At 65.6% G+C, this 23,285-nt stretch carries 23 protein-coding genes and 4 tRNA genes; 16 read left to right on the top strand and 11 right to left on the bottom strand.

All coding sequences use genetic code 11. The features are described 5' to 3' along the window. The first annotated feature begins 261 nt into the window (after nt 1-261). From HWX25_RS04945 to HWX25_RS04970, 6 genes are all read left to right on the top strand, one after another. Nucleotides 262-1,281, top strand: a complete 1,020-nt coding sequence (locus tag HWX25_RS04945) for a class 1 fructose-bisphosphatase (RefSeq protein WP_059530086.1) — start codon at nt 262-264, stop codon at nt 1,279-1,281. A 208-nt stretch (nt 1,282-1,489) separates the two neighbouring features. Continuing rightward, nucleotides 1,490-1,565 (top strand) — tRNA-Thr (locus HWX25_RS04950). 181 nt (nt 1,566-1,746) lie between these two features. Next, on the top strand, nt 1,747-2,556 hold the full coding sequence (locus HWX25_RS04955; RefSeq protein WP_059530089.1) for a LuxR C-terminal-related transcriptional regulator: 810 nt from the start codon (nt 1,747-1,749) through the stop codon (nt 2,554-2,556). Nucleotides 2,557-2,732: 176 nt separating this feature from the next. Further along, nucleotides 2,733-4,478 carry an FAD-dependent oxidoreductase gene (locus HWX25_RS04960; protein WP_175907459.1) on the top strand — a complete coding sequence of 582 codons (1,746 nt, stop codon included), beginning with the start codon at nt 2,733-2,735 and terminating at the stop codon, nt 4,476-4,478. Further along, a complete protein-coding gene (locus HWX25_RS04965; protein ID WP_175907461.1) occupies nt 4,475-4,687 on the top strand; it encodes a hypothetical protein in 213 nt (70 codons plus the stop codon). The genes HWX25_RS04960 and HWX25_RS04965 overlap by 4 nt, the downstream gene beginning before the upstream one ends. A gap of 214 nt (nt 4,688-4,901) precedes the next feature. Then, on the top strand, nt 4,902-5,156 hold the full coding sequence (locus HWX25_RS04970) for a GlsB/YeaQ/YmgE family stress response membrane protein (protein ID WP_059530096.1): 255 nt from the start codon (nt 4,902-4,904) through the stop codon (nt 5,154-5,156). A gap of 88 nt (nt 5,157-5,244) precedes the next feature. Here HWX25_RS04970 and HWX25_RS04975 read toward each other — a convergent pair whose 3' ends face one another. The 4 genes from HWX25_RS04975 to HWX25_RS04990 form a co-directional block, all read right to left on the bottom strand. Further along, the gene (locus HWX25_RS04975; RefSeq protein WP_059530099.1) at nt 5,245-5,727 is read right to left on the bottom strand and encodes a TlpA disulfide reductase family protein; all 483 of its coding nucleotides are present in this window, start codon (nt 5,725-5,727) and stop codon (nt 5,245-5,247) included. Further along, nucleotides 5,724-6,983, bottom strand: a complete 1,260-nt coding sequence (locus tag HWX25_RS04980; RefSeq protein WP_175907463.1) for a sialidase family protein — start codon at nt 6,981-6,983, stop codon at nt 5,724-5,726. The genes HWX25_RS04975 and HWX25_RS04980 overlap by 4 nt, the downstream gene beginning before the upstream one ends. Further along, nucleotides 6,971-9,319, bottom strand: a complete 2,349-nt coding sequence (locus tag HWX25_RS04985; RefSeq protein WP_175907465.1) for a TonB-dependent receptor — start codon at nt 9,317-9,319, stop codon at nt 6,971-6,973. The genes HWX25_RS04980 and HWX25_RS04985 overlap by 13 nt, the downstream gene beginning before the upstream one ends. 127 nt (nt 9,320-9,446) lie before the next feature. After that, the gene (locus tag HWX25_RS04990) at nt 9,447-9,836 is read right to left on the bottom strand and encodes a DUF2946 domain-containing protein (RefSeq protein WP_175907467.1); all 390 of its coding nucleotides are present in this window, start codon (nt 9,834-9,836) and stop codon (nt 9,447-9,449) included. A 197-nt stretch (nt 9,837-10,033) separates the two neighbouring features. Between HWX25_RS04990 and HWX25_RS04995 the strand changes: the two genes are divergently transcribed. Both HWX25_RS04995 and HWX25_RS05000 read left to right on the top strand, forming a co-directional pair. Continuing rightward, nucleotides 10,034-10,180: a hypothetical protein gene (locus tag HWX25_RS04995; protein WP_167359231.1), complete on the top strand. Its 147-nt coding sequence runs from the start codon at nt 10,034-10,036 to the stop codon at nt 10,178-10,180. A gap of 220 nt (nt 10,181-10,400) precedes the next feature. Continuing rightward, a complete protein-coding gene (locus HWX25_RS05000; RefSeq protein ID WP_059530108.1) occupies nt 10,401-10,994 on the top strand; it encodes a chorismate mutase in 594 nt (197 codons plus the stop codon). A 36-nt stretch (nt 10,995-11,030) separates the two neighbouring features. Here the strand turns inward: HWX25_RS05000 and HWX25_RS05005 are convergent, their stop codons facing one another. Together HWX25_RS05005 and HWX25_RS05010 are read right to left on the bottom strand one after the other, a co-directional pair. Further along, nucleotides 11,031-12,158 carry an exonuclease domain-containing protein gene (locus HWX25_RS05005; RefSeq protein WP_059816302.1) on the bottom strand — a complete coding sequence of 376 codons (1,128 nt, stop codon included), beginning with the start codon at nt 12,156-12,158 and terminating at the stop codon, nt 11,031-11,033. Between the two features lie 160 nt (nt 12,159-12,318). Then, entirely contained in the window at nt 12,319-12,522 is a 204-nt protein-coding gene (locus HWX25_RS05010) for a cold-shock protein (RefSeq protein WP_027783827.1), read from the bottom strand. A 393-nt stretch (nt 12,523-12,915) separates the two neighbouring features. On the opposite strand from HWX25_RS05010, the gene HWX25_RS05015 reads away from it, so the two are divergent. Both HWX25_RS05015 and HWX25_RS05020 read left to right on the top strand, forming a co-directional pair. Beyond that, on the top strand, nt 12,916-13,170 hold the full coding sequence (locus HWX25_RS05015; protein ID WP_175907469.1) for a hypothetical protein: 255 nt from the start codon (nt 12,916-12,918) through the stop codon (nt 13,168-13,170). Between the two features lie 517 nt (nt 13,171-13,687). Continuing rightward, a complete protein-coding gene (locus tag HWX25_RS05020) occupies nt 13,688-14,830 on the top strand; it encodes a porin (RefSeq protein ID WP_175907471.1) in 1,143 nt (380 codons plus the stop codon). Nucleotides 14,831-14,937: 107 nt separating this feature from the next. Here HWX25_RS05020 and greB read toward each other — a convergent pair whose 3' ends face one another. Next, entirely contained in the window at nt 14,938-15,501 is a 564-nt protein-coding gene (greB, locus tag HWX25_RS05025; RefSeq protein WP_059816313.1) for a transcription elongation factor GreB, read from the bottom strand. A gap of 130 nt (nt 15,502-15,631) precedes the next feature. On the opposite strand from greB, the gene HWX25_RS05030 reads away from it, so the two are divergent. The 3 genes from HWX25_RS05030 to HWX25_RS05040 all read left to right on the top strand — a co-directional run bounded on the left by HWX25_RS05030 (nt 15,632) and on the right by HWX25_RS05040 (nt 15,991). Further along, nucleotides 15,632-15,708: transfer RNA gene (locus tag HWX25_RS05030), tRNA-Arg, on the top strand. A 67-nt stretch (nt 15,709-15,775) separates the two neighbouring features. Further along, a tRNA-Arg gene (locus HWX25_RS05035) sits at nt 15,776-15,852 on the top strand. A 62-nt stretch (nt 15,853-15,914) separates the two neighbouring features. Then, nucleotides 15,915-15,991 (top strand) — tRNA-Arg (locus HWX25_RS05040). Between the two features lie 177 nt (nt 15,992-16,168). Here the strand turns inward: HWX25_RS05040 and HWX25_RS05045 are convergent. The 4 genes from HWX25_RS05045 to HWX25_RS05060 form a co-directional block, all read right to left on the bottom strand. Beyond that, the gene (locus HWX25_RS05045) at nt 16,169-18,535 is read right to left on the bottom strand and encodes a bifunctional (p)ppGpp synthetase/guanosine-3',5'-bis(diphosphate) 3'-pyrophosphohydrolase (RefSeq protein WP_059530123.1); all 2,367 of its coding nucleotides are present in this window, start codon (nt 18,533-18,535) and stop codon (nt 16,169-16,171) included. A 63-nt stretch (nt 18,536-18,598) separates the two neighbouring features. Further along, a complete protein-coding gene (gene rpoZ / locus HWX25_RS05050) occupies nt 18,599-18,802 on the bottom strand; it encodes a DNA-directed RNA polymerase subunit omega (RefSeq protein WP_006025620.1) in 204 nt (67 codons plus the stop codon). A gap of 58 nt (nt 18,803-18,860) precedes the next feature. After that, on the bottom strand, nt 18,861-19,544 hold the full coding sequence (gene gmk, locus HWX25_RS05055) for a guanylate kinase (protein ID WP_059530126.1): 684 nt from the start codon (nt 19,542-19,544) through the stop codon (nt 18,861-18,863). Between the two features lie 6 nt (nt 19,545-19,550). Further along, entirely contained in the window at nt 19,551-20,474 is a 924-nt protein-coding gene (locus HWX25_RS05060) for a YicC/YloC family endoribonuclease (protein ID WP_059467048.1), read from the bottom strand. Nucleotides 20,475-20,649: 175 nt separating this feature from the next. On the opposite strand from HWX25_RS05060, the gene rph reads away from it, so the two are divergent. Genes rph through hemW form a run of 3 tightly spaced genes read left to right on the top strand, consistent with a single transcriptional unit; the run spans nt 20,650 to nt 23,261 of the window. Next, nucleotides 20,650-21,390 (top strand): ribonuclease PH, encoded by a 741-nt coding sequence (rph, locus tag HWX25_RS05065; RefSeq protein WP_059530129.1) that lies wholly within the window; start codon nt 20,650-20,652, stop codon nt 21,388-21,390. After that, a complete protein-coding gene (gene rdgB / locus HWX25_RS05070) occupies nt 21,383-22,012 on the top strand; it encodes an RdgB/HAM1 family non-canonical purine NTP pyrophosphatase (protein WP_059816316.1) in 630 nt (209 codons plus the stop codon). The genes rph and rdgB overlap by 8 nt, the downstream gene beginning before the upstream one ends. 34 nt (nt 22,013-22,046) lie before the next feature. After that, nucleotides 22,047-23,261 carry a radical SAM family heme chaperone HemW gene (hemW, locus tag HWX25_RS05075; protein ID WP_175907473.1) on the top strand — a complete coding sequence of 405 codons (1,215 nt, stop codon included), beginning with the start codon at nt 22,047-22,049 and terminating at the stop codon, nt 23,259-23,261. Nucleotides 23,262-23,285: the final 24 nt, after the last annotated feature.

Raw genomic sequence — 23,285 nt, forward strand, 5'->3', positions numbered from 1 at the left:
CCCGTGCGACGAAGCCGGCGCCGCCCCGTTGCGGCGCCGGCTTTTTTGTCGTCTGAAGGTTGGCGGGGTCGGAGCCGGACCATGTGTTCAGCCGCCCTGTTTTACCGCCGCTTTCGCGCCGAGCCGCCGCGCCACGCACGCCGGCACCCGGCCGGGACGGCCGACCGACCATGTAACCGGACGAAAAAAGGCGGCGGCTCGGGAGGCGCGCCGGGTAAAATTGCGGCAATTCAAGGATTCTTTGGCCTTTCGGAGTCTGTCATGTCCATTGCCCGCCGCACCACGCTGTCCAAGTTCCTGATCGAGCAGCAGCGTGAGACCAACAACCTCCCCGCCGACCTCCGCCTGCTGATCGAAGTCGTCGCCCGCGCGTGCAAGGCGATCAGCTACAACGTGTCGAAGGGCGCGCTCGGCGATGCACTCGGTACCGCCGGCAGCGAGAACGTCCAGGGCGAAGTGCAGAAGAAGCTCGACATCCTGTCGAACGAAATCCTGCTCGACGCGAACGAATGGGGCGGCAACCTCGCCGCGATGGCGTCGGAAGAAATGGAAACGTTCTTCCCGATCCCTGCGAACTACCCGCGCGGCGAATACCTGCTCGTGTTCGACCCGCTCGACGGCTCGTCGAACATCGACGTGAACGTGTCGATCGGCACGATCTTCTCGGTGCTGCGCTGCCCGGACGGCAAGCAGGCGACCGAGGAATCGTTCCTGCAGCCGGGCACGGAGCAGGTCGCGGCCGGCTACGCGGTGTATGGCCCGCAATCCGTGTTCGTACTGACGACCGGCAACGGCGTGAACTGCTTCACGCTCGACCGCGAAGTCGGCTCGTGGGTGCTCACGCAAAGCAACATGCAGATCCCGGCCGATACGCGCGAATACGCGATCAACGCATCGAACGCACGTCACTGGTATGAACCGGTCCAGCGCTACGTCAGCGAACTGAACGCCGGCAAGGAAGGCCCGCGCGGCGACAACTTCAACATGCGCTGGATCGCGTCGATGGTGGCCGACGTGCACCGGATCCTGAACCGCGGCGGCATCTTCATGTACCCGGCCGACAAGCGCACGCCCGATCGTCCGGGCAAGCTGCGCCTGATGTACGAAGCGAACCCGATGTCGTTCATCGTCGAACAGGCCGGCGGCGCCGCGACGACGGGCACGCAGCGCATCATGGAAGTGCAGCCGACCGGCCTGCACCAGCGCGTGCCGGTGTTCCTCGGTTCGAAGAACGAAGTCGAGCGCGTGACCAGCTATCACAACGAAGGCGAAGGCAAATAAATTTGCACTGCAGCACTAGACGGAGGTGCGAGACGCCAGTACAATCGCGCCTTCGCGATGTGGCCCTGACAGGCTGCATCGCAGTGAAGTGAAAGCGGGAAGTCCGCCGGATCGATGGTTTCGCGAAGCAGTCGCAGCAAGCTGAAAAAATTTCGCAAAACCTATTGCCAAGATCTCGGATTTCACCATATAATTTCATTTCTCTGCTGCCGGTGTAGCTCAGTTGGTAGAGCAGCGCATTCGTAATGCGAAGGTCGTAGGTTCGACTCCTATCTCCGGCACCAAGATATAAAGGCCTGATAAGCATCGCTTATCAGGCCTTTTCTCTTTTCCGGCGACGATTTCCTATACACGACGAAGTCCTGCGCCACCCTCCCCGTCATTTCCGCTTGCGGGCATCCCCCGACTCCCGCGCCGCGCGCCGCCGATTACAATCGCCGGACCACCCGGCCCTTCCCCCGCATCATGCGCATCTGGCGCCTCGAACGACCCAACCTCGGCGGACAACTGGACGTGTCCCGCGCGACCGGTCTCGTCACCGCGATCGGCGGCAGCGAGCCGAATGCGTTCGCCGCGGAAATCCTGAAGCTGTTCGACGATGCTCTGTCCGTCACGCAGTGCACGATCTTCGCGTACGAGTTCGGCAGCCGGCCACGCACAGTGTCGGTCGCCGATCATCGCGGCGGCCGCTACCTGCGTGACGTCGCCGACACCTACGTGCGACATTTCTATCCGCTCGACGGCAACCAGAAGATCGTCTCTGCCGCTGGTCGCGGCACCCACCGCCGCGACGTGCTGCTGCATCAGCAGGCCGGCGACGAGATCTGCCACGACGCATATCGGGCAGCCTGCTACCGCGGCCCCGACGTGTCCGATCGCCTCGCGTTGCTGATGCAGCCGAACGACTCGACCTGGCTGTCGATCAACCTGTATCGCGCGCATCGCAGCGGCGCGTTCCAGCCGCGCGAGATCGCGGCCATCGAAACGCTCGCACCGCTGATCGCGCAGGCCGCACAGCATCACTACGCGCTCGCCGGCGCGGCGCAGATCGGCATCCCGCAACTGATGCTCGCGCGGCTGCGCGGCGCATGCCCGGCACTGTCCAAGCGCGAACTCGACGTGCTGCGCGGCGTGCTCGAAGGCCAGACCGCGCAGGAGATCGGTGAAACGATCGGCGTGAAGGCCTCCAGCGTCGTCACCTATCAGAAGCGCGCGTACCGGCGCCTCGGCATCTCGAGCCAGCGCCAGCTTTTTGCGCTGTGCCTCCAACCCTGAACCGCGCTCGCCGATCCTGAACGCGTCGGGGGTAAATCCCGGCCCGCCGCCGGCCGAACGCTGTCCCCGGAATGGGGACAGCGGTGTTCGGTACGGCTTCCATACTGCATCCAGCCTGCCGCACGCATCGCATGGTCGAGCGTGCGCATTCCAACAGTGCAACCTGGAAGCCAACGATGGGCATCGAATTCAAGCCATATCCGTTTGTCGCCGCGCGCCATCCCGCGCGTCTGCCGACCTGTAGCGAAGGTGTCGACATGCAGCGGCACCGCGTCGCGATCGTCGGCGGCGGGCCGGTCGGCCTCGCCGTCGCGCTCGGCCTCGCCAATCACGGCATCCGCAGCGTGCTGCTCGAAGCCGATGATTCCGTCTGTCACGGCAGCCGCGCGATCTGCATCTCGCGACGCAGCCTCGAGATCATCGAACGGCTCGGCGCACTCGATGGTTTCCTTCGCGTCGGACTGCCGTGGAGCGGCGGACGCAGCTTCTATCGTCACGACGAAGTGCTGCATTTCACGATGCCGCAGGACGAAAACCAGAAGCTGCCGCCGATGGTGAACCTCGCGCAGTATCACATCGAGCAGTTCCTGCTCGACGCCGCACTGCGCCGCCCCGAACTCATCGAAATCCGCTGGCAGACGAAGGTCGCTGGCGTCGCGCAGCGCCCGGACGGCGTGCGTCTCGACGTCGATACGCCGCTCGGCGGCTACGCGCTCGATGCGGACTGGGTCGTCGCGAGTGACGGCGGGCGCAGCACGATGCGCGATGCGCTCGGCCTGTCGCTGCACGGCACCAGCTACGAAGGCCGTTACGTGATCGTCGACATCGCGCTCGACAGCGATCGGCCGACCGAGCGACTCGCCTACTTCGACCCGGCGTCGAATCCGGGCTCGACGGTGCTCGTCCACAAGCAGCCCGACAACGTGTGGCGGATCGACTACCAGCTGCTCGACGATGAGGATCCCGAAGCGGCCGTCAAACCCGAGAACGTGATCCCGCGCGTGCAAAGCCTGCTCGACATGATGGGCGAGCGCGGCGACTGGTCGCCGATCTGGATCACGATCTACAAGGCGAACGCGCTGACGCTCGAACGCTACCGGCACGGCCGCGTGCTGTTCTGTGGCGACGCCGCGCACCTCGTGCCGATCTTCGGCGTGCGCGGCGCGAACTCGGGCATCGACGATGCCGACAATGTCGCGTGGAAACTGGCGTACGTGATTCGCGGCCTCGCGTCGGACGCGCTGCTCGACAGCTATTCGGACGAGCGCGTGTTCGCGACGCACGAGAACCTGCGCTACGGCACCAAGAGCACCGAGTTCATGGCGCCGCCGTCGTTCGCATTCGACCTGATGCGCAAGGCCGTGCTGACGCTCGCGGCCCGGCATCCGGCGTTGCGTTCGCTGATCAATCCGCGTCAGACATCGGCCATCGCTTACACAGCGTCGCCGCTCAATGCGGACGAACGCGATGCGTTCTCCGCTGGGCCGCCGCCCGGCATGGTACTCGCCGAATGTCCGCTGATCCTGCAGGCGTCGAGCGACATCGGCAACGACAACGGCGCGCGGCGCGGTCACCTGACCGATCTCGTCGGCGCGCGCTTCACCGCGTTCCGCTTCACACGCGACGGTGCGTCCGATCCGTCGTTCGCCGATCTCGAACGACGCCTGCACGACGCCGGCATACCGTTCGCGCTGATCACGCTCGCGCGGCACGCGGCACCGCAACATCCGCGATGCGGCGGCTACGATGCCGACAGCCGGCTGTTCGACCTATACGGCGCGCGCGACGGCACCATCTATCTCGTGCGTCCGGACGGACATGTGCTCGGCCGCTGGCACGATGCTCGCGTCACCGACCTGAGCGCCGCACTCGAACGCGTGCTGCACCCGCACACGTCATCCGATCCTCAGGAGAACGCATGATGACCGACACCGAACGCGACATCCTTTACACCGACCTGTGCCGCACGATGACGCGCATCGGCGAAACCGATGCATCGCTCTTTCTCGCGCGCTTCGCACTGCTCGCGATCGAGGCGATCGGCGACGCGGCGACCGTCACCCGCATGATTACCGACGCCGGTGACGGCCTGCCCGACACCGACGCATCGACGCCGACGCACGGACGATGACACATGGCGCCCCTTTCCTTACAGATTCATTGCGTAGCCAGACGAATCCCCTGGAAAAACCCGTTAAGGGTGCATAACATTACTTAACGATTCCGACCCGTCTATCGCGTTACATTGCGTGGGCGGCGCGGCGGGTCGCATGCCGCCTTCATGCAGCTTGCGGCGAAACAGCCGACGTCCGGTCATTTCGACTCAACACAAGGAGAGGATCACCATGACTCATGGCTTGATTATGTGGCTCATCATCGGCGCGATCGCCGGCTGGCTGGCGGGCCTGCTCGTCAAGGGCGGCGGGTTCGGCCTGATCGTCGATATCATCGTCGGCATCGTCGGCGCGGTGATCGGCGGCTGGCTGGCCGGGGTGCTCGGCATCAGCCTCGGCAGCGGCTTCATCGGTTCGGTGATCGTCGCGGTCATCGGCGCCGTGATCCTGCTGTTCGTGATCCGGCTGTTCAGGCGCGCGGCCTGACGATCTTCTTGCGTGCCTTCGGGCGCGCTTTCGATTCGTATTTGCATCGAAGCGGCGCGCGGCATCGCCCGCGCGCCACCTTCCGCTTTCACCGGCGCTTGCCGCCTTGCAACCAGCCGTCGAGCACGTCGGTCGTCAGCAATCCGCTGCGCGCCTCGCGTGCGCCATCGCGTCCGATCCACACGGTACGCGGCATTTCTCCCCGCCACCTCGCATCGAGTGCCGCTCGCAGACGCTCGGGCATCGGCTCCGCGTTCGCATATTGCGCGACCTGCGGCGGCAGGTTCATTTGCGCGAGCGCCTGTGCGATTGCCGCACCGTTGTCGTCGTACGCGTCCATCGAGACCATCGCGAGCCGCACGTCCGGATGCCGGCGCTGCCACGCGACCAGATGCGCGGCGTTCTCGCGGCAGTAGCCGCAATCGAGCGACCAGATCTCGACCGCGAGCGGGCGTTCGGGCGCCGTCGCGTACAACTTCGCGACCTCGGCCGCGCGCAGCGGCTGCAGTTCACCGGCCCATGCGGGCAGGCTCGCAAGCACGGCGCCGATCGACACCATCAGCCGTTTCATTGCGCTCCCTCCACGGGAATGAGCCGATAGCCGTCGTAACGCGTGCGCCACGACAGGTAGATGCGTCCTGCATCGTCGTGCAGTTGCGGGTTGTCGCTCGCACCCGACGTCGACGCGATCACGCGCGGCGCCGACCAGTGCTCGCCGCGATCGTCCGAGCGGCGCAGCTTGATCTGCATCGTGTCGCCATCGAACGCCTTCCATGCGAGCCACACGACATCGCCGCGCGCGACGAGCGCCGCATGCGATGCCTGCTCGGCCGGTACCGCCGGATTCGCGCCGAACGCCCAGGGCGTGCCGAGCGCCCGGTCATCGGCGCCGATGCGCGAGTAGAACACGTCGGCGCGACCCTCGACGACGCCGAACCACGCAATGTGGCGCGTGCCGTCCGGCGTGATCGCGAGCGCCGGCCCGTGCTCGGGGCACGCCTCGACGTGCCAGTTCGAGAACGTCGCGCGCACCGGCACGACGGGCTCCGACGCCGACACGGGCAGCACCGCGAGCGCATGATCGCGGATCTGCCCCGGGAACACGTTGCGCCACACCGCTTCGATATGTCCGGCCGGATCGATCGCCATCGCGATGCGGCAGCATTCGCATGTGTGATCGGTGACCTTGCGCTCGGGCTCGAACGACGCGCCGCCGTCGCGCGACACGGCGAAGTAGACGGCCGCGCCGTCGTACGTCTGCCCCGCCGCCTTCGCCGCGACGAGATCGCGCTTGTCGATCCACGCGATCGCGATGTTGCCAGCCGGATCGACCGCCATCATGTCGAAGCGGTGCGTGATCGTTTGCCGGTCGCGATGCACGGTGACGGGCACGCTCCAGGTCGCGCCGCCGTCGAGCGAACGCGAGAAGCGCACCATGCCGGTGTACGGCGCATCGAGCGGCATCGACCACGACACGTACACCGCGCGACCGTCCGGGCTCGTCGCGATCTTCGGGCGATTCTCCGCACTCGTGTAGATCGGCTCGGGCATCGCGTTGACGGTCGTGGGTGCGGACAGCGTGCGGCCAGCGTCGTCCGAGTGCGCGACGACGACGTGCGCGCCTTCGACCCATGCGACCCACAGCCGGTGCCGCGCGTCGAATGCGGCGCCGGTCGCGAGCGGCTGCTTCTGCTGCGCCGGCGCGGCCTGCATGCTCATGTGCGCCGCATGCGGATCGACGGCGTTCGGCGCGTCGTGCGCGCGTGCGGGCGACAGCGCCGCGAGCCACAGCGCACAGCCTGCCGCGAACGATTTCACAGCGACCATTTCAGTTCTCCGAAGAAAGTGCGGCCCGGATACGGGTGGAATACGTAATAGCGGCGGTCTGTCAGGTTGTCGATGCCGAGCGATGCGGTCCAGTGACGGTCGAACCGGTAGCGCGCCTTCAGGTCGACGACCGTGAAGATGCTCGTGCCGCCGTACACGTCCGGATTCACGTCGCCGTTGTCGAGCGTATTGAACTGGCGGCCCGAGTAGCGGACGCCGACGCTCGCGAGCCAGTGCTCGTCAAAGCGGTACGACGCGAGCAGGTTCGCGCGCATGCGCGGGATGCGCGGAAAGCGCGAACCGACGTAAGCCGGATTCGCGGTGTCGGCCAGAATCTGCGCGTTGCTCGCCGACACGTTCGCGTCGATGTCGAGCCCGCGCAGCCCGACGTTCTGACCGCTGAATGCGAGTTCGACGCCGCGTACGCGCATGCGATCGACGTTCGAGATGTTGGTGACGGTCGATGCGCCCGACACCGTCGTCTGGCTGTAGATCGAATCGCGCAGGTCGCTCTGGAACACGCTCGCGCGCACGACGCCGACGCCCACGTCGCGCTCGGCCGTGAAGTCCCAGTCGATCGCCTTTTCCGGACGCAGGTTCGGGTTGTTGTTGAGGATCGCGTTGTTCGAGATCGTGCCCTGGAACAGTTCGCCGACCGTCGGAAAGCGCGTGCCGGTCGCGAACGACAGCCGGAAGCGCCAGACGTCCGTCGCGTCCCATTGCAGTGCGACTTTCGGCGACAGCGCATTCGCGCCGCGGTCCGCGTAGCCGAGCATGCCGTTGGCGTTGCCGAGCGCGCCGCCGTATGCATCCCAGCGCTCGTAGCGCAGGCCGAGGGTCGCGAGCCAGCCGGGCGCGAAACGCCACGCGTCCTGCGCGAACAGCGCCTGCGTGCGCGTGTCGCCCCGGTAGACGCTCGCGACCGACGTAGTCGGCCCGGCCAGCCAGTCGGCCGTGTTGTACGTGACGTTGCGCAGGAAATAGTTGTCGTAGTGATAGCCGAACGTGAATGCGTGGCCCTTCACTTCCGGCGCTTCGGCCTTCAGGTCGAACGTGCGCCAGCCCGTGCCGTCGCCCTGGAACAGCGTGCCCGCCCCGCCCTGCACGGTCGACGCCGCGCGCAGCACGTCGCGCGACACGTCGTACGCCGACACCACGCCCGACAGCCGCCAGCCCGAATCGAGCCGGCCGTTCAGGCCGAGCGCGTACAGCCAGTTCTCCTGGTCGCCGCGCTGCGGCGCGAACGCGCTCGGCGCGATGGTCATGTTCCGGCCGCCGATCGACACGTTGCCGCCGTAGACGGGATTGCCGGCCGCATCGCGCAGGAAGGTTTCGCCGTGCTGCCGGTAATGGTTTTCCCAGTGCCCGAGCGTCAGTGTCGCGTCGACGCGGTCCGTGAACGCGTAGCCCATCCGCACCGTCCCGTTGAGCTGCTCGGTCCGCTCGATGGTCTGCGCGCCGACGATCGTGCGCGGCTTGCCGTTCGGCCCGATGTCGGTAGCCGCCCCCGTCACCGGCACCGCGGCGCCGAGCTTCGGGTTGTAGGCTGAATTGGGGTCCGCATACTGCATCGGCTGGCCGTTGTTCTCCAGCCGGTCGAGCGACAGCGAAAACCAGAACTTGCCGATGCGGTTCGCGATCCGCGCGGTCTGGTGATTGCCGCCGAAGCTGTCCGCGAAGCCGTAGCCGTCGTGATAGCGCTGCGTGAAGAACTGCGTCGACAGCGACGCCTCGAGTGCGTCGGGACGCCGCGTCGTCAGCAGCACGGTCGAGCCGATCGCGTTGCCGGGATACAGCGAGGAAAAGGGACCATACAGCACGTCGACGCGCGCGATATCGTCGGGCGCGATCAGCGACCAGCGCGGCGGATACGCATAGCTCGACCCGAGCAGGTTCGACAGCAACAGGCCGTCGGCGTAGACGAGCCCGCGCGCGCTCTGCAGCTCGTTGAAGTCGCGGCCGGCGAACACGCTGTTGCGGTCGCCGATGTAGCGCTTGCGAACCATCAGGTTGGGGGCGTACTTCAGCGCGTCCTCGGTGGTGACGTTGGTGTGCGCGTCGATCTGCTCGCGCGTGATCGACTCGACGACGGCCGGCGTATCGGGATCGACGGGTCGCCGCCGAGCGGTGACGCTGACGGCGGTCAGCGTGTCGCCGGTCGGCGCGGGCGCGGCAACCGGTGCGGCATGGCCGGCCGGGTCGCCCGGACTGTCGGGCGCCGGGTCAGCGGATACGCCATCGATCGTGGCCGCCTGCGCGGCAGGCCAGGCAAAAACGGCCACGCAGGCGAGCGCGAGCCGGCCGCGCGACGGCCACGCGGCGAAGGTGAACGACATGGATGAATTCCTGGAAACGTGACCGGACACCGCCGGGCGCGAGCCGACGCGCCGCGCGCACACGGCGCGGCGCGCGGACCGGGCCGCGGGCGGCACGCGCGCCACCGGGGCGCGCGGACGATATCAATCAGATCGGGACGTTTTCAGGCGGGCCGCGCGGCTGCGCGAGACGGATGCCCTTGCGGGGAAAAACGGGAACGGCCGGGGCGGTCGCCCGGTACGCGAAGGCGCGCACGAAGCCCGGCAACGCAGGCAGGCTCGTGCCGAGCGCCACGTTCGCCGCGAAGCCGGGGCAGTACACGCAGTGCGGCACGCCGGCATGGTCGAACGACGATGTGCCGCGGTCGTCGCCCGACTGCGCGAGGACGATCTGACGCGCACCTGCCGCACTGCACAATTCGAGCGTGAGCTCGCCGGAACCGTTCGATGCGAGACGCGCGTAGCCGACGACGGGCGACAGTACGTTCAGTACGAGCGCCAACCATACGAGGCCGATCCATCGCGTCGTTCGTTTCATCGCGGTCCAGGAAAAAGTGCGCGCAAGTATAACAAGCGGCCTGATCGTTGCCGACGTGCGAGGTGCAATAGTCGGCATCGCACGGTGCGCAGCAGCGCATGTGCCGTTAATACAACAGAGACAAAATCTAACGATTCGCCTCTGGCAAAAATCCGAGCGCGAGGTTGATAATTATTGAACCTGCTGGAGAAATGACCATGGACGAAAGACCAACCCGCATGCCCCCGCCCGAGCAAGTGATGAGCCCGGATCCGGAACCCGTCGGCGTGGAATTCCTCGCCGAGTTGCCCGAGTATGTCCGGGCATTCTTCGACGAGCAGCACAAGCTGTACTCGCCGAAGTGAACCTACGTTCCGTTCTGTAACCGCCACGTGTCGATCGATATCGTGCGGTTCATCGCTGCGTTTTCGGCGCAGATCGCTTCGCACCCGGGCTGCAACGGCCTGACGGTGCCGGATCAGCGCGTCCGCTGATTCTTCTGTCGCGTCGTTCCGCCGCGCGACTGTCTTCGTCTATCCTTCTGGTTTTCCACCTCCGGCCCGTCCGGTTCTCCCGATCGTTCCGATGAAACAAGCCATTCGTGCCAGCGTCGCTGTCGCCGCGCTCGGCGTCGCCCTTTTTTCGTCGCCGCACATCGCACGCGCGGACGGCGACGACACCGCGCTCACCAATCTCGTCGCGCTCGCATCGCAGCGGCTCGCCCTGGCCGAACCCGTCGCGCGATGGAAATGGGCGAATCACAAGGCAATCGAGGACCAACCGCGCGAAGCGGCACTGCTCGCATCGGTCGAGAAGCGCGCCGCACAGTCCGGCGTGGATCCGGCGTTCGCGCGCACGTTCTTCGAGGATCAGATCGCCGCGAGCAAGGACGTGCAGAACGCGCTCTTTGCTACGTGGCGCGCGACGCGGCCGCCGGAAGGCTCCCCGCCCGACCTCGCGACCAGCACGCGGCCGGCGCTCGATCAACTCACGCAAAAGATGCTGGCCGGCCTCGCGCAAGTCGCACCGCTGCGCGACGCACCCGACTGCCAGGCGCGGCTCGCACGCAGCATCGCGAACTGGAAGACATTGACCCGCTACGACCGCACCCAGACGCAGGCGCTCGGCATCGCGCTGTCGCACGTCTGCTCCGCCGGCGGCGCCAGCGCGATCGGCTGACGGCGCACGGCCATTGCGCGCGGCAGCCGGCCGTGCTCAGTCGGCAGGCGTGAGCGCCGCTAGCGGAATCAGTTGCAGGCCGCGCGCGAGATGCGTCTGCAGCAGGCGATGGGTATGCGGTTCGAACGCACCGTCCGCGCCGTCGGCCACGAGCCGCGCGGCCGCATCGAGCGATTCGGCCGCACCGAGGTAGCGCCAGCCGTCGATCACGTGAAACAGGCGGCGCTCGCCGCTCGCCTCGAACGCGACCGGGCCGTCGAACGGCCAGGGCGCATTGCCGGCACGGCCACTTTCGGCCGCGGGACGCCGGTTGTATGACGGACGCAGGCGAGCGATCCACTGCGCTTCCGCAAGCATCGCACCGAGTTCGTTGCCGGTCTCCCGCCATTCGACACGCCGCACCTGCTGCGCAATCCGCATTTCCTTCGACGAGCGCCGCTCGCCGGTCAGCAGCGCACGCAAGCGCTGCCGCACGCGCACGCTGCGGCCGACGTACAGCGCTTCGTCGCCCTCCCCGAACAGCGCGTACGCGCCGCATCCGGCCGGCGCGGTATCGAGCCACGCTTCGGTCATGCCGCCCGCGAGACGGAAGTGGCGCGTCGTGCGCGCAATCTGGTCGCGCAGACGCTCGAGCGGCACGATCTCGTGCAATTGTCGCCAGAACTGCCAAAGGAGATCGGCATCCGCGAGCGCCCGGTGGCGGGCGGCGGGGACGAGACCGTGGCGTTCGATCAGCGCATCGAGTCCGTGTCGCGCCTCCCGCGGAAACAGCGCGCGCGACAGCCGCACCGTGCACAGTACGTCCGGATTGAACGCGAAGCCGGCGCGCTCGAATTCGGCACGCAGGAAGCCCCGGTCGAAGCTCGCGTTGTGCGCGACGAACAGCTTGCCGTCGAGCCGCTCGAACAGCACGGGCGCGAGCGACGCGAACGACGGCGCGTCGCGCACCATCTCATCGGAAATGCCCGTCAGTTGCTGGATGAACGGCGGAATCGATTGCCCCGGGTTGACCAACGTCGTCCATGTCGATATGCCCAGCGGGCCGATTTCGACCACGCCGATTTCAGTGATGCGGTGCTCGGCGGACGAACCACCGGTGGTTTCGAGGTCGACGAAGACGAGCGGCTGTTCGCAGGCGGGATCTGACGGGCTGAAATCGGACATAAAAGGCGGGAGAAACGATGCTTCCGTGAGTATGCACCGGCAGGCGTGTTCGCGACCAGTCCGAAGCGGATTCGATTCACCGCTCTCGGGTTTTCGTGCCCCAAAAAGCAAAAAGCCCCCGCGATGCGGGGGCCGGACGAGTTCGGCAATGCGTGGCGCGTCAGACCGCCTGGATATTCGCTGCCTGCTTGCCTTTCGGCCCGACTTTCACTTCGAAGGAAACGCGCTGGTTTTCCTTCAGCGTTTTGAAGCCGTCCATACGGATTTCGGAAAAGTGCGCAAACAAATCTTCGCCGCCATTGTCGGACGTAATAAAGCCGAAACCTTTAGCATCGTTAAACCATTTTACGATACCGGTATCCATACCTTCATTCCCCACTCGATTAGATCAAAAAAGCTACTGTTTATAGCCGCTTCCCGAAATCCCGCAACGGCGCGCCGACACCCACCCCCAGCGCTCCGCCCGGGGACGGAGTGCTGACTTTATAAATTGGACAATCCAGGCGCGTCAAGGGAATTTTTGACGCTTTCTTTATCAAAAAAACGTCAATACCACTGGAATCGGTACACCATCGTCTTTTATTAATTGATCCGCATCAAAAACCTGTCAATATTACCGGGATCGAATCCCACATAATCGAAACGGTGAAAAACCTACCGGGGACAAATCGGGTCGGTAAAATCCTCGGGTTTTTTCCGGATTGCGAAGAACGAGGGACGTTGCGATGCTGGTGCAAGGCAATGGAAGGAGAAGGTCATGTGGCTGGACGGAATCAAACGCTTCGCGAGCCGACTCGCACGCGTGCGCCGCAAGTCCCGCGCGTTGGCCGAGTCCCGTGACACACCTTGCGACACCGAATTCGACCCGACGTGGCACGGCGATCATTGGCAGAACCTGCTGGCGTCACCGCTGGACGCCCGTCACTACGTGATGGAAGACTGGACGTATACGCCGCCGCAAGCCGAAGCCGACGACCCGCCGCCGACGAGCAAGCGCAAGCGACGCTCGTAAACGCGATAGGGATCGGGGCGAAGGGCAAAAAAAAAGCGCGACTGGGAAGTCGCGCCGACAAAGGTTTGGAGATCTTTTCCGTCAACGAAAAAGTCTGCTTCGGAAAGCAGAGATCGCAGTATAGCGAGAGATCATCCTTTCATTATCCATGCCCCACACAAACCTCTATTGCCGATGTGTCAATAATCGCGCTAGTCCTACTTCCGCCCGCCAGTGAGTGCCTGTCGCGATCGCGCAACGTCCACGACACCCTTTACGCAGTCCTGAGCACCTTCTCCACCTGCTGCGCTGCCGCAAAGCCTTGGTGGCCGGGGCTCCCGGCGCATACACTTATTCTTGCGGGATTCAAAATACAGTATTGCCGGAAGCAATTTTCTTCTGCACCCGGCCCCATCCGTACACTGCAAATGGATTTCCGACGAGGGTGCCGCGCTCCACGCGCACGGTGTCGCCGACCCGCGACGCCGCCGATGCCCGCAGCAGGTTCGATCGACATCATCCTGTTTGGAGACAGATCATGAAAAAGCCCCTGATCGTCGCGGCATTGACCGGCATGTGCGCCACTGCCGCCCATGCGCAAAGCAGCGTCACGCTGTACGGCCTGATCGACGCCGGCATCACTTATACGAACAACCAGGGTGGCCACAGCGCGTGGCAGGAGACGAGCGGCTCGATCAACGGCAGCCGCTGGGGCCTGCGCGGCACCGAGGATCTCGGTGGCGGACTGAAAGCCATTTTCACGTTGGAAAACGGCTTCGGCATCAACAACGGTTCACTCAAGCAGAACGGCCGCGAATTCGGCCGCCAGGCGTTCGTCGGCCTCGCGCACGAGAGCTACGGGTCGCTCACGCTCGGCCGCCAGTACGACAGCGTCGTCGATTTCCTCGGCCCGCTGTCGCTGACCGGCACCCAATACGGCGGCACGCAGTTCGCGCACCCGTTCGACAACGACAACCTGAACAACTCGTTCCGGATCAACAACTCGGTCAAGTATCAGAGTGCCAATTACGGTGGCCTGAAGTTCGGCGCGCTGTACGGCTTCTCGAATTCCAGCGATTTCTCGAACAACCGCGCATACAGCGTGGGCGCGTCGTACAGCTACATGGGCTTCAACGTCGCGGCCGCGTACATGCAGCTCAACAACAACATCAACGCGCTGTCGCTCGCAGCCAGCGACCCCGGCGCGGTGGCCGGCGACTGGACGTTTGCCGCCAGCCGTCAGCGCACCTGGGGCGCAGGCCTCAACTACACGTTCGGGCCCGCGACGGCCGGCTTCGTGTTCACGCAGACGCGCCTGACCGATTCGGCCAGGATCAGTGCCGGGCAGTCCGGTGTGTCGGGCGGCATCCCGCTCACCGGCGGCACGCGCTTCAACAATTACGAAGTGAACGGCCGCTACGCGCTGACACCGGCGTTCTCGCTCGCGGGCTCGTACACGTACACCGACGGCCGCCTCGACGGCCAGACGCCGAGCTGGCACCAGTTCAACCTGCAGGCCGACTATGCGCTGTCGAAGCGCACCGACCTGTATCTGCAGGGCGAGTACCAGCGGGTCAATGCGGACGGCCTGGCGGTCGGCGCGAACATCAACGGGCTCGGCACCGCGTCGTCGACGAACAAGCAGATCGCGGTCACGGCCGGCATGCGCCACCGCTTCTGAGCAACGCAATCGCTCCCGCCTCTTCGGCCAGGAGCGTCATGACAAGCGCCCCACCCCGGGGCGCTCGTCGTTTCAGGGCGGCACTGCGCGGATGCACCACTCGCTGCTCACGCGCTGCCCGGTGCCGGATAGCGAACGTCGAGCACGTCGATCGGCTGGGGACCGGCCGGCGTCATCAGCGTGACGGTGTCGCCGATCTTCGCCTTGATGAGTGCCCGCGCGACCGGCGAGATCCAGCTGACACAACCGCGATCGAGATCGACCTCGTCGATCCCCACGATCGTGACGGTGTGATCCTCGCCGTCCGGCGTCGCGTAATCGACGGTCGCGCCGAAGAACACCTGGTCGACATTCTCCTGCCGGCTCGCGTCGACGACTTCGGCGAGATCGAGCCGCTTCGTCAGGAAGCGGATCCGGCGGTCGATCTCGCGCAACCGCCGCTTGCCGTAGATGTAGTCGCCGTTCTCCGACCGATCGCCGTTCGACGCGGCCCACGACACCAGCCGCACGACCTCGGGACGCTCGACGTCGATCAGGTTCAGGAGTTCGTCCCTGAGCCGCTTGTGGCCGGCCGGGGTGATGTAGTTTTTCGTGCCCGCCGGAATCGCGGGTTGACTCGAGTCGAGATCGTCGTCGTCGCCGTCCGACTCTTTGACAAACGCCTTGTTCATGATGCAGATTCAACACATGGATGACTGATGCATCAAGGGTACACGAACGCGGCCGCCCAAGATCGGGTGACATTTTTTGCGAATAAGGCTTCCCTTTTTATACAACCCTGCTATACTTCCGCTTCTGCGTGCGGCTGTAGCTCAGTTGGATAGAGTACTTGGCTACGAACCAAGGGGTCGTGGGTTCGAATCCTGCCAGCCGCGCCACCTTTTTCGAGGGCCTTCCAAACCGAAGGCCCTTTCAGTTCGATGTTGTAGCGTTTTGTTTTTGCGTGCGGCTGTAGCTCAGTTGGATAGAGTACTTGGCTACGAACCAAGGGGTCGTGGGTTCGAATCCTGCCAGCCGCGCCACCTTTTTTGGGGGCCTTCCCATCGCAGAAGGTTCCGACAGTTGAAGCAGTACCGTTTTGCGTGCGGCTGTAGCTCAGTTGGATAGAGTACTTGGCTACGAACCAAGGGGTCGTGGGTTCGAATCCTGCCAGCCGCGCCACCTCAGAAGGGCCTTCCTCCGGGAAGGCCCTTTTTCTTGTCCGCCCCCTCTTCTCTTCGGCCATCGCCCGCTCTGCCCGCGTCGGGTTGCCGCTGCGCGACACCGCCCGACCCAGGCACAAACGAAAACGGCGGCCCGTGGCCGCCGTCGTATCCCGCCGCAAACCAACGCGCGGCGTCAGTAATCCTGCCGCTCGCGCTCGATGCGCATGCCACCGTCGTGACGCGCATGCACGCTGTCGTCGGTCGAGCGCTCGCGCATGATCCGCATCACGTCGGGATTGGTCCGCACGCGCCGCATCACGTTCGCGAGATGCACGCGATCGCTGACCTGGATCACGAACCGCAGCACCGTCGATTCGTGCGTCAGATCCTCGTCCATCGCGATGTGCACGATGTTCGCGTCGGCCGACGTGATGTCCGCCGCGACGCGCGCGAAGATGCCCTTCGTGTTCTTCACGAGCGCCTTCACCGCGACGTCGAACAGACGACCCGGCTGCGGCGCCCACTCGACGTCGATCCAGCGGCCCGGATCGCGACGATGGATGCGCTGCGCGACCCGGCAATCGGTCGTATGAATCGCCATCCCGAGGCCGATGCCGATATAGCCCATGATCGCATCGCCCGGAATCGGCCGGCAGCACGCCGACAGTTGCACGGACATCCCTTCGGTGCCGGTAATCACGACCGGCGGCGCATTGTGTGCGGGATGCCGCTCGGACTTCGGCAGATCGTCGTCCGCATCGCGGCCGCTCATCAGCACCTCGATGCGCTTGGCCATCACCGCGGCGACGCGCCGGCCGAGGCCGATGTCCGCGAAGATTTCCTGGCGACTCTTGTTGCCCGTCCACTGGACGAGCTTCTCCCACACCTCGGGCGCGACATCGGCGAGCGCGAGCCCGTAACCCTTCAGACTCTGGTCGACGAGCCGCTCGCCGAGCTGCACCGACTCGTTCAGGCGCATCGTCTTCAGGTAGTGACGAATCGCCGAGCGGGCCTTGCCGGTGCGCACGAAGCCGAGCCACGCCGGGTTCGGCTTCGAATACGGCGCGGTGATCACCTCGACGATGTCGCCGCTCTTCAGCTCGGTACGCAACGGCAGCAACTCGTTGTTGATCTTCACGGCCACGCACTGGTTGCCGAGATCGCTGTGAATCGAATACGCGAAATCGAGCGCCGTCGCACCGCGCGGCAACGCCATGATCTTCGACTTCGGCGTGAACACGTAGACCGCATCCGGGAACAGGTCGATCTTCACGTGCTCGAGGAATTCGCTCGAATCGCCGGCTTCGCTCTGGATGTCGAGCAGCGACTTCAGCCACTGATGCGCGCGCTTCTGCACGTCGTTCAGATCCGCGCCGCCGTTCTTGTACAGCCAGTGCGCGGCCACGCCCGCCTCGGCGATCTCGTGCATCTTGCGCGTGCGCACCTGGAACTCGATCGGCGCGCCGAACGGGCCGACGAGCGTCGTGTGCAGCGACTGATAGCCGTTGATCTTCGGGATCGCGATGTAGTCCTTGAACTTGCCGGGCACGGGCTTGTACAGCGCGTGCAACGCACCGATGCACGTGTAGCAGTCGAGCGGATTCTCGACGACGACGCGAAAGCCGTATACGTCGAGCACCTGCGAGAACGACAGCTGCTTGTCGCGCATCTTGCGATAGATGCTGTAGATCGTCTTTTCGCGGCCGGTGATCTCGGCGTCGAGCTTCGCGTCGCCCATCGCGCGCTGCGCAGCCTCGAGGATCTTGCTGATCACTTCGCGGCGATTGCCGCGCGCGGCCTTCACGGCCTTCTCGAGCGTCGCGTAGCGATGCGGGTTGAAGTTCGCGAAGCTCATGTCCTGCAGCTCGCGATACGTGTTGTTCAACCCGAGGCGGTGCGCGATCGGCGCGTAGATGTCGAGCGTCTCGCGTGCGACGCGGCGGCGCTTTTCCATCGGCACCGCGCCGAGCGTGCGCATGTTGTGCAGACGGTCGGCAAGCTTGACGAGGATGACCCGCACGTCGCGCGCCATCGCGAGCAGCATCTTGCGGAAGTTTTCCGCTTGCGCTTCCTCGCGGCTGCGGAACTCCATCTTGTCGAGCTTGGACAGGCCGTCGACCAATTCGGCGACCTTCGGGCCGAACCGTTCGGCCAGCTCGCTCTTCGTCACGCCCTGGTCTTCCATCACGTCGTGCAGGAGCGCGGCCATCACGGCTTGCGCGTCGAGCTTCCAGCCGGCGCAGATTTCCGCGACGGCGACGGGATGGGTGATATAGGGTTCGCCGCTCTGGCGATATTGACCGAGGTGGGCTTCGTCGCTGAAGTGGAACGCCGCCTTGACCTCTTTGATTTCTTCCGGAGGGAGATACTCGGCAAGCGCGGTCGTCAGTTTCGCGATCGAAACGACGCCGTGCTTGCGCGGCTGCTCCGGAGTGGCGGTCGGCCCGAACAGATGCCGGAAGGACTGTTCGAGGACCGCGTCGATGTACTGGCGCGCAGGCGACTGGGCCGTGGCTTCGGTGGTCGAATCCGCGGAGGCGGACGATGGGGTGGTGCTCATATTCGCCTCCAGGTCGAGTCGTTGCGCGCGTGGACTACATGGCTGGAACGGGCCGGATGCGCGTTACACCGGCACCTTCTTCAGCATCTCGACGCCGACCTGGCCGGCGGCGATCTCGCGCAGCGCGACGACGGTCGGCTTGTCGCGGCTCTCGATCTTCGGCGTATGGCCTTGCGCGAGCTGCCGCGCGCGGTAAGTGGCGGCGAGCGCCAGTTCGAAGCGGTTGGGGATTTGCTTCAGGCAGTCTTCGACGGTAATGCGAGCCATGTTGGTAATTCCTTCTGAATATAGTCCCTATTCTACCTTATGTCCCTCTACCCCCGCGTCATTCCGCGTGGGGCAAATGGATGCCGAGCTCGATGAACAGCTCGGCATGTCGCGCGTACTGCGAAGCAAAGCGCAGGCGCGTCGCCGCGACGATGCATTCGAGCTCGGCCAGTGCGCGATCGAAATTCTCGTTGATCACGACGTATTCCGCTTCGGACGCGTGCGCCATCTCGCTGCCCGCCGCGAGCAGGCGTCGCGTGATCACGTTCGGTTCGTCCTGGCCGCGCTTCTTCAGACGTTCCTCGAGCGCGTCGAGCGACGGCGGCAGAATGAAGATGCCGACCGCGTTGCGGAACTGCTTCTTCACCTGCTGCGCGCCCTGCCAGTCGATCTCGAGCAGCACGTCGTGGCCGTTCATCATCTGCTCTTCGATCCAGACGCGCGACGTACCGTAATAGTTGCCGTGCACTTCCGCGCTTTCGAGGAATTCGTGCGCGGCGTGGCGCGTGCGGAAATCCTCGACGGTCGTGAAGTGGTAGTGCTGGCCGTCCTGCTCGCCCGGGCGCGGCTTGCGCGTCGTGTACGAAATCGACAGGCAGATGTCGCTGTCCTTCGACAGCAGCGCGTTCACGAGCGTCGACTTGCCGGCGCCCGACGGCGCGATGACCATGAACAGGTTGCCGGGATAGACGCCGCCGTGCAGCGCATGCGATGCGTGGCCATCGTGAGTGGGGTGGGTCATGTTGCGTTACTCCAGGTTTTGCACTTGCTCACGCATCTGCTCGATCAACAGCTTGAGCGCCATCGATGCGTCGGCCAGTTCCTTTGCCGCCGCCTTCGAGCCGAGCGTGTTTGCTTCTCGATTCAGTTCCTGCATCATGAAGTCGAGACGCTTGCCGACGCGGCCGCCCTTCTCGATCACGTGACGCGTTTCGTTCAGGTGCGCGGTGAGTCGCGACAGTTCTTCCGCGATGTCGATCCGGATGCCGTACATCGTCACTTCCTGACGAATGCGTTCCGCGGCTTCCTCGCGCGTGACGATCGGCGCGCTGCCTTCGGGCGCCGCGAGGCCGAGCGCTTCCTGCAGCCGCTCGACGATCTTCTGCTGATGCTTCGCGATCAGCTCCGGCACGAGCGGCGTGATGCGCGCGACGATCGCTTCCATTTCGGTGACGTTCGACAGCAGCATCGTCGCCAGCTGCGCGCCTTCGCGCGAACGCACGACGACGAGCTCGCCGATCGCTTCCTTGCCGCACGCGAGCACCGCGTCGCGGATCGCTTCCGCCGACACGCCGCTCTCGGCGAGCACGCCCGGCCAGCGCAGGATCTCGCCCGCGCGCAGGCGGCCGACGCCCGGGAACGAATCGAGCACCGAGCGCTCGAGCTCGGCAAGCTGGCCGAGGGCCGTCTGGTTCAGCGCGCCGGCGCCGATGCTCTGCTCGCCGCGCTGCAGGTTGATGCGCACGTCGACCTTGCCCCGCGACAGCTTGTTCATCAGCATTTCGCGCAGCGCGGGCTCGCACGCGCGCACGTCGTCCGGCATGCGGAAATTCAGGTCGAGGAAGCGCGAGTTCACGGTGCGCAGTTCGACCGACACGCTGGTGCCGCCGTTGCCGGTAGCCGTCGCGAGTTCGCGCGTCGCGCTCGCATAGCCCGTCATGCTGTAGATCATGGTTCGTCTCGCCGTCTGGGTGCCCTTCTCGGGCGGGAATATGTCGAGGCGCCCGGCGCATTGCAAGGCGCGGGGCGGGAAGCGCGCATTATCCCATTTTTGCGCCCCACCCCGCCGGGCAAGGCTGCCGTTCGGCGCTAAAATCGGGGTTTCCTCTTCCGTCCACGATTCCCCCATGACGTCTTCCCTGTCCCGCCCGAGCGGCCGCCGCGCCGACGAACTGCGCAAGGTCGCCCTCACGCGCCATTACACGAAACACGCCGAAGGCTCGGTACTCGTCGAATTCGGCGATACCAAGGTGATCTGCACCGCGAGCGTCGCCGAACGCGTGCCCGAATTCCTGCGCGATCGCGGCCAGGGCTGGCTGACGGCGGAATACGGGATGCTGCCGCGCGCGACGCACACGCGCAGCGACCGTGAAGCCGCGCGGGGCAAGCAGACGGGCCGCACGCAGGAAATTCAGCGCCTGATCGGCCGCGCGCTGCGCGCGGTGTTCGATCTCGAAGCGCTCGGCCCGCGCACGATCCACATCGACTGCGACGTGATCCAGGCCGACGGCGGCACGCGCACGGCCAGCATCACCGGCGCCTTCGTCGCCGCGCACGACGCCGTGTCGAAGCTGATCGCCGCCGGCAAGCTCGCGCGCTCGCCGATCACCGACCACGTCGCCGCGATCTCGGTCGGCGTGTACGAAGGGGCGCCCGTGCTCGATCTCGACTACGCGGAAGATTCACGCTGCGACACCGACATGAACGTCGTGATGACGGGCGCCGGCGGCTTCGTCGAAGTCCAGGGCACCGCCGAAGGCGTGCCGTTCTCGCGCGCCGAGATGAACGCGCTGCTCGACCTCGCGCAAAGCGGGATCGGCCAGCTCGTGCAGTTGCAGAAGGACGTGCTGGGCGCCGGCCATGTCTGACGATCGCACCCTCGCGCCGCTGTCGCGCATCGTGCTCGCGTCGAACAACGCCGGCAAGCTGCGCGAGTTCACCGCGCTGTTCTCGACGGTCGGCATCGAGATCGTGCCGCAGGGCGACCTGGCCGTGCCGGAGGCGGAAGAGCCGTTCGGCACGTTCATCGAGAACGCGCTGACGAAGGCGCGCCACGCGTCGCGGCTCACCGGCCTGCCGGCGATCGCCGACGATTCCGGCCTGTGCGTGCGTGCGCTGCGCGGCGCGCCGGGCGTCTATTCGGCGCGCTACGCGCAGCGCGCGGGCGGCGACAAGGGCGACGCGGCGAACAATGCGTACCTCGTCGAGCAGCTGCGCGGCGTCGACGACCGGCGCGCATACTACTGCTGCGTGCTCGCGCTGGTGCGCCATGCGGACGATCCCGAGCCGCTGTTCGCCGAAGGTCGCTGGGCGGGCGAGATCGTCGACACGCCGCGCGGCGAGCACGGATTCGGCTACGACCCGTATTTCCACCTGCCGTCGCTCGGCGCGACGGCGGCCGAACTCGAGCCGGCCGTGAAGAACACGCACAGCCATCGCGCGCTCGCGCTGAAGGCACTGCTCGCGCGGCTCGCGGAGGAACCGGCATGATCGACTTCGTCACGCATTCGCAACCGGAGGCCGCATGAGCCAGGCGGCGGAAACCGGCGCGCGCGTCGTCGCGGCCTTCACGTCGCCCGGGCAGGTACGGCTCACGTCGCTGCCGCCGCTCGCGCTGTACGTGCATTTTCCGTGGTGCGTGCGCAAGTGCCCGTACTGCGATTTCAACTCGCACGAGTGGAAGGGCGAGCGGTTTCCGGAAACCGAGTACCTCGACGCGCTGCGCGCCGATCTCGAACAGGCGCTGCCGCTCGTCTGGGGCCGGCAGGTGCATACGGTGTTCATCGGCGGCGGCACGCCTAGCCTGCTGTCCGCGGCCGGTCTCGACCGGCTGCTGTCCGACGTGCGCGCGCTGCTGCCGCTCGATGCCGACGCCGAGATCACGCTCGAGGCAAATCCGGGCACGTTCGAGGCCGCGAAGTTCACGCAGTTCCGCGCGAGCGGCGTGAACCGCCTGTCGGTCGGCATCCAGAGTTTCAACGAAGGCCATCTGAAGGCGCTCGGCCGCATTCACGACACCGCGCAGGCGCGCGCGGCCGTCGAGATCGCCGCGAAGACGTTCGACAACTTCAACCTCGACCTGATGTTCGCGCTGCCGAACCAGACGCTCGACGAATGCCGGGCCGACATCGAGACCGCGCTGTCGTTCGCGCCGCCGCATCTGTCGCTGTATCACCTGACGCTCGAGCCGAACACGCTGTTCGCGAAGTTTCCGCCCGCGGTGCCCGACGACGACGCGTCGGCCGACATGCAGGAATGGATCCACGCGCGCACGGCCGAGGCCGGTTACGACCGCTACGAAGTGTCCGCTTACGCGAAGCCGAATCATCAGTGCAAGCACAACCTGAACTACTGGCGCTTCGGCGACTATCTCGGGATCGGCGCGGGCGCGCACACGAAGCTGTCGTTCCCGAACCGGATCCTGCGGCAGGCACGCTACAAGCATCCGGCCACCTTCATCGAACAGGCGATGGCCGGCACGCCGGTTCAGGAGGAACGTGAAGTCGGTGCGCGCGACCTGCCGTTCGAGTTCATGCTGAACACGCTGCGGCTCGTCGAGGGCTTCCCCGTGCACAGCTTCGTCGAGCGCACGGGTATGCCGATCGGCACGATCGAGCCGGCACTCAAGGAAGCGGAGCAGCGCGGACTGATTACGCGCGATTTTGCGCAGATCGCACCGACGCCGCTCGGCCAACGTTTCCTCAACGACCTGCAGGAATTGTTCCTGCGCGACGATTGAGGCCGGAACGAGGCGACATTTCGG

The organism is Burkholderia sp. BCC1640 (assembly GCF_902833125.1).
Lineage (GTDB): Bacteria > Pseudomonadota > Gammaproteobacteria > Burkholderiales > Burkholderiaceae > Burkholderia > Burkholderia diffusa.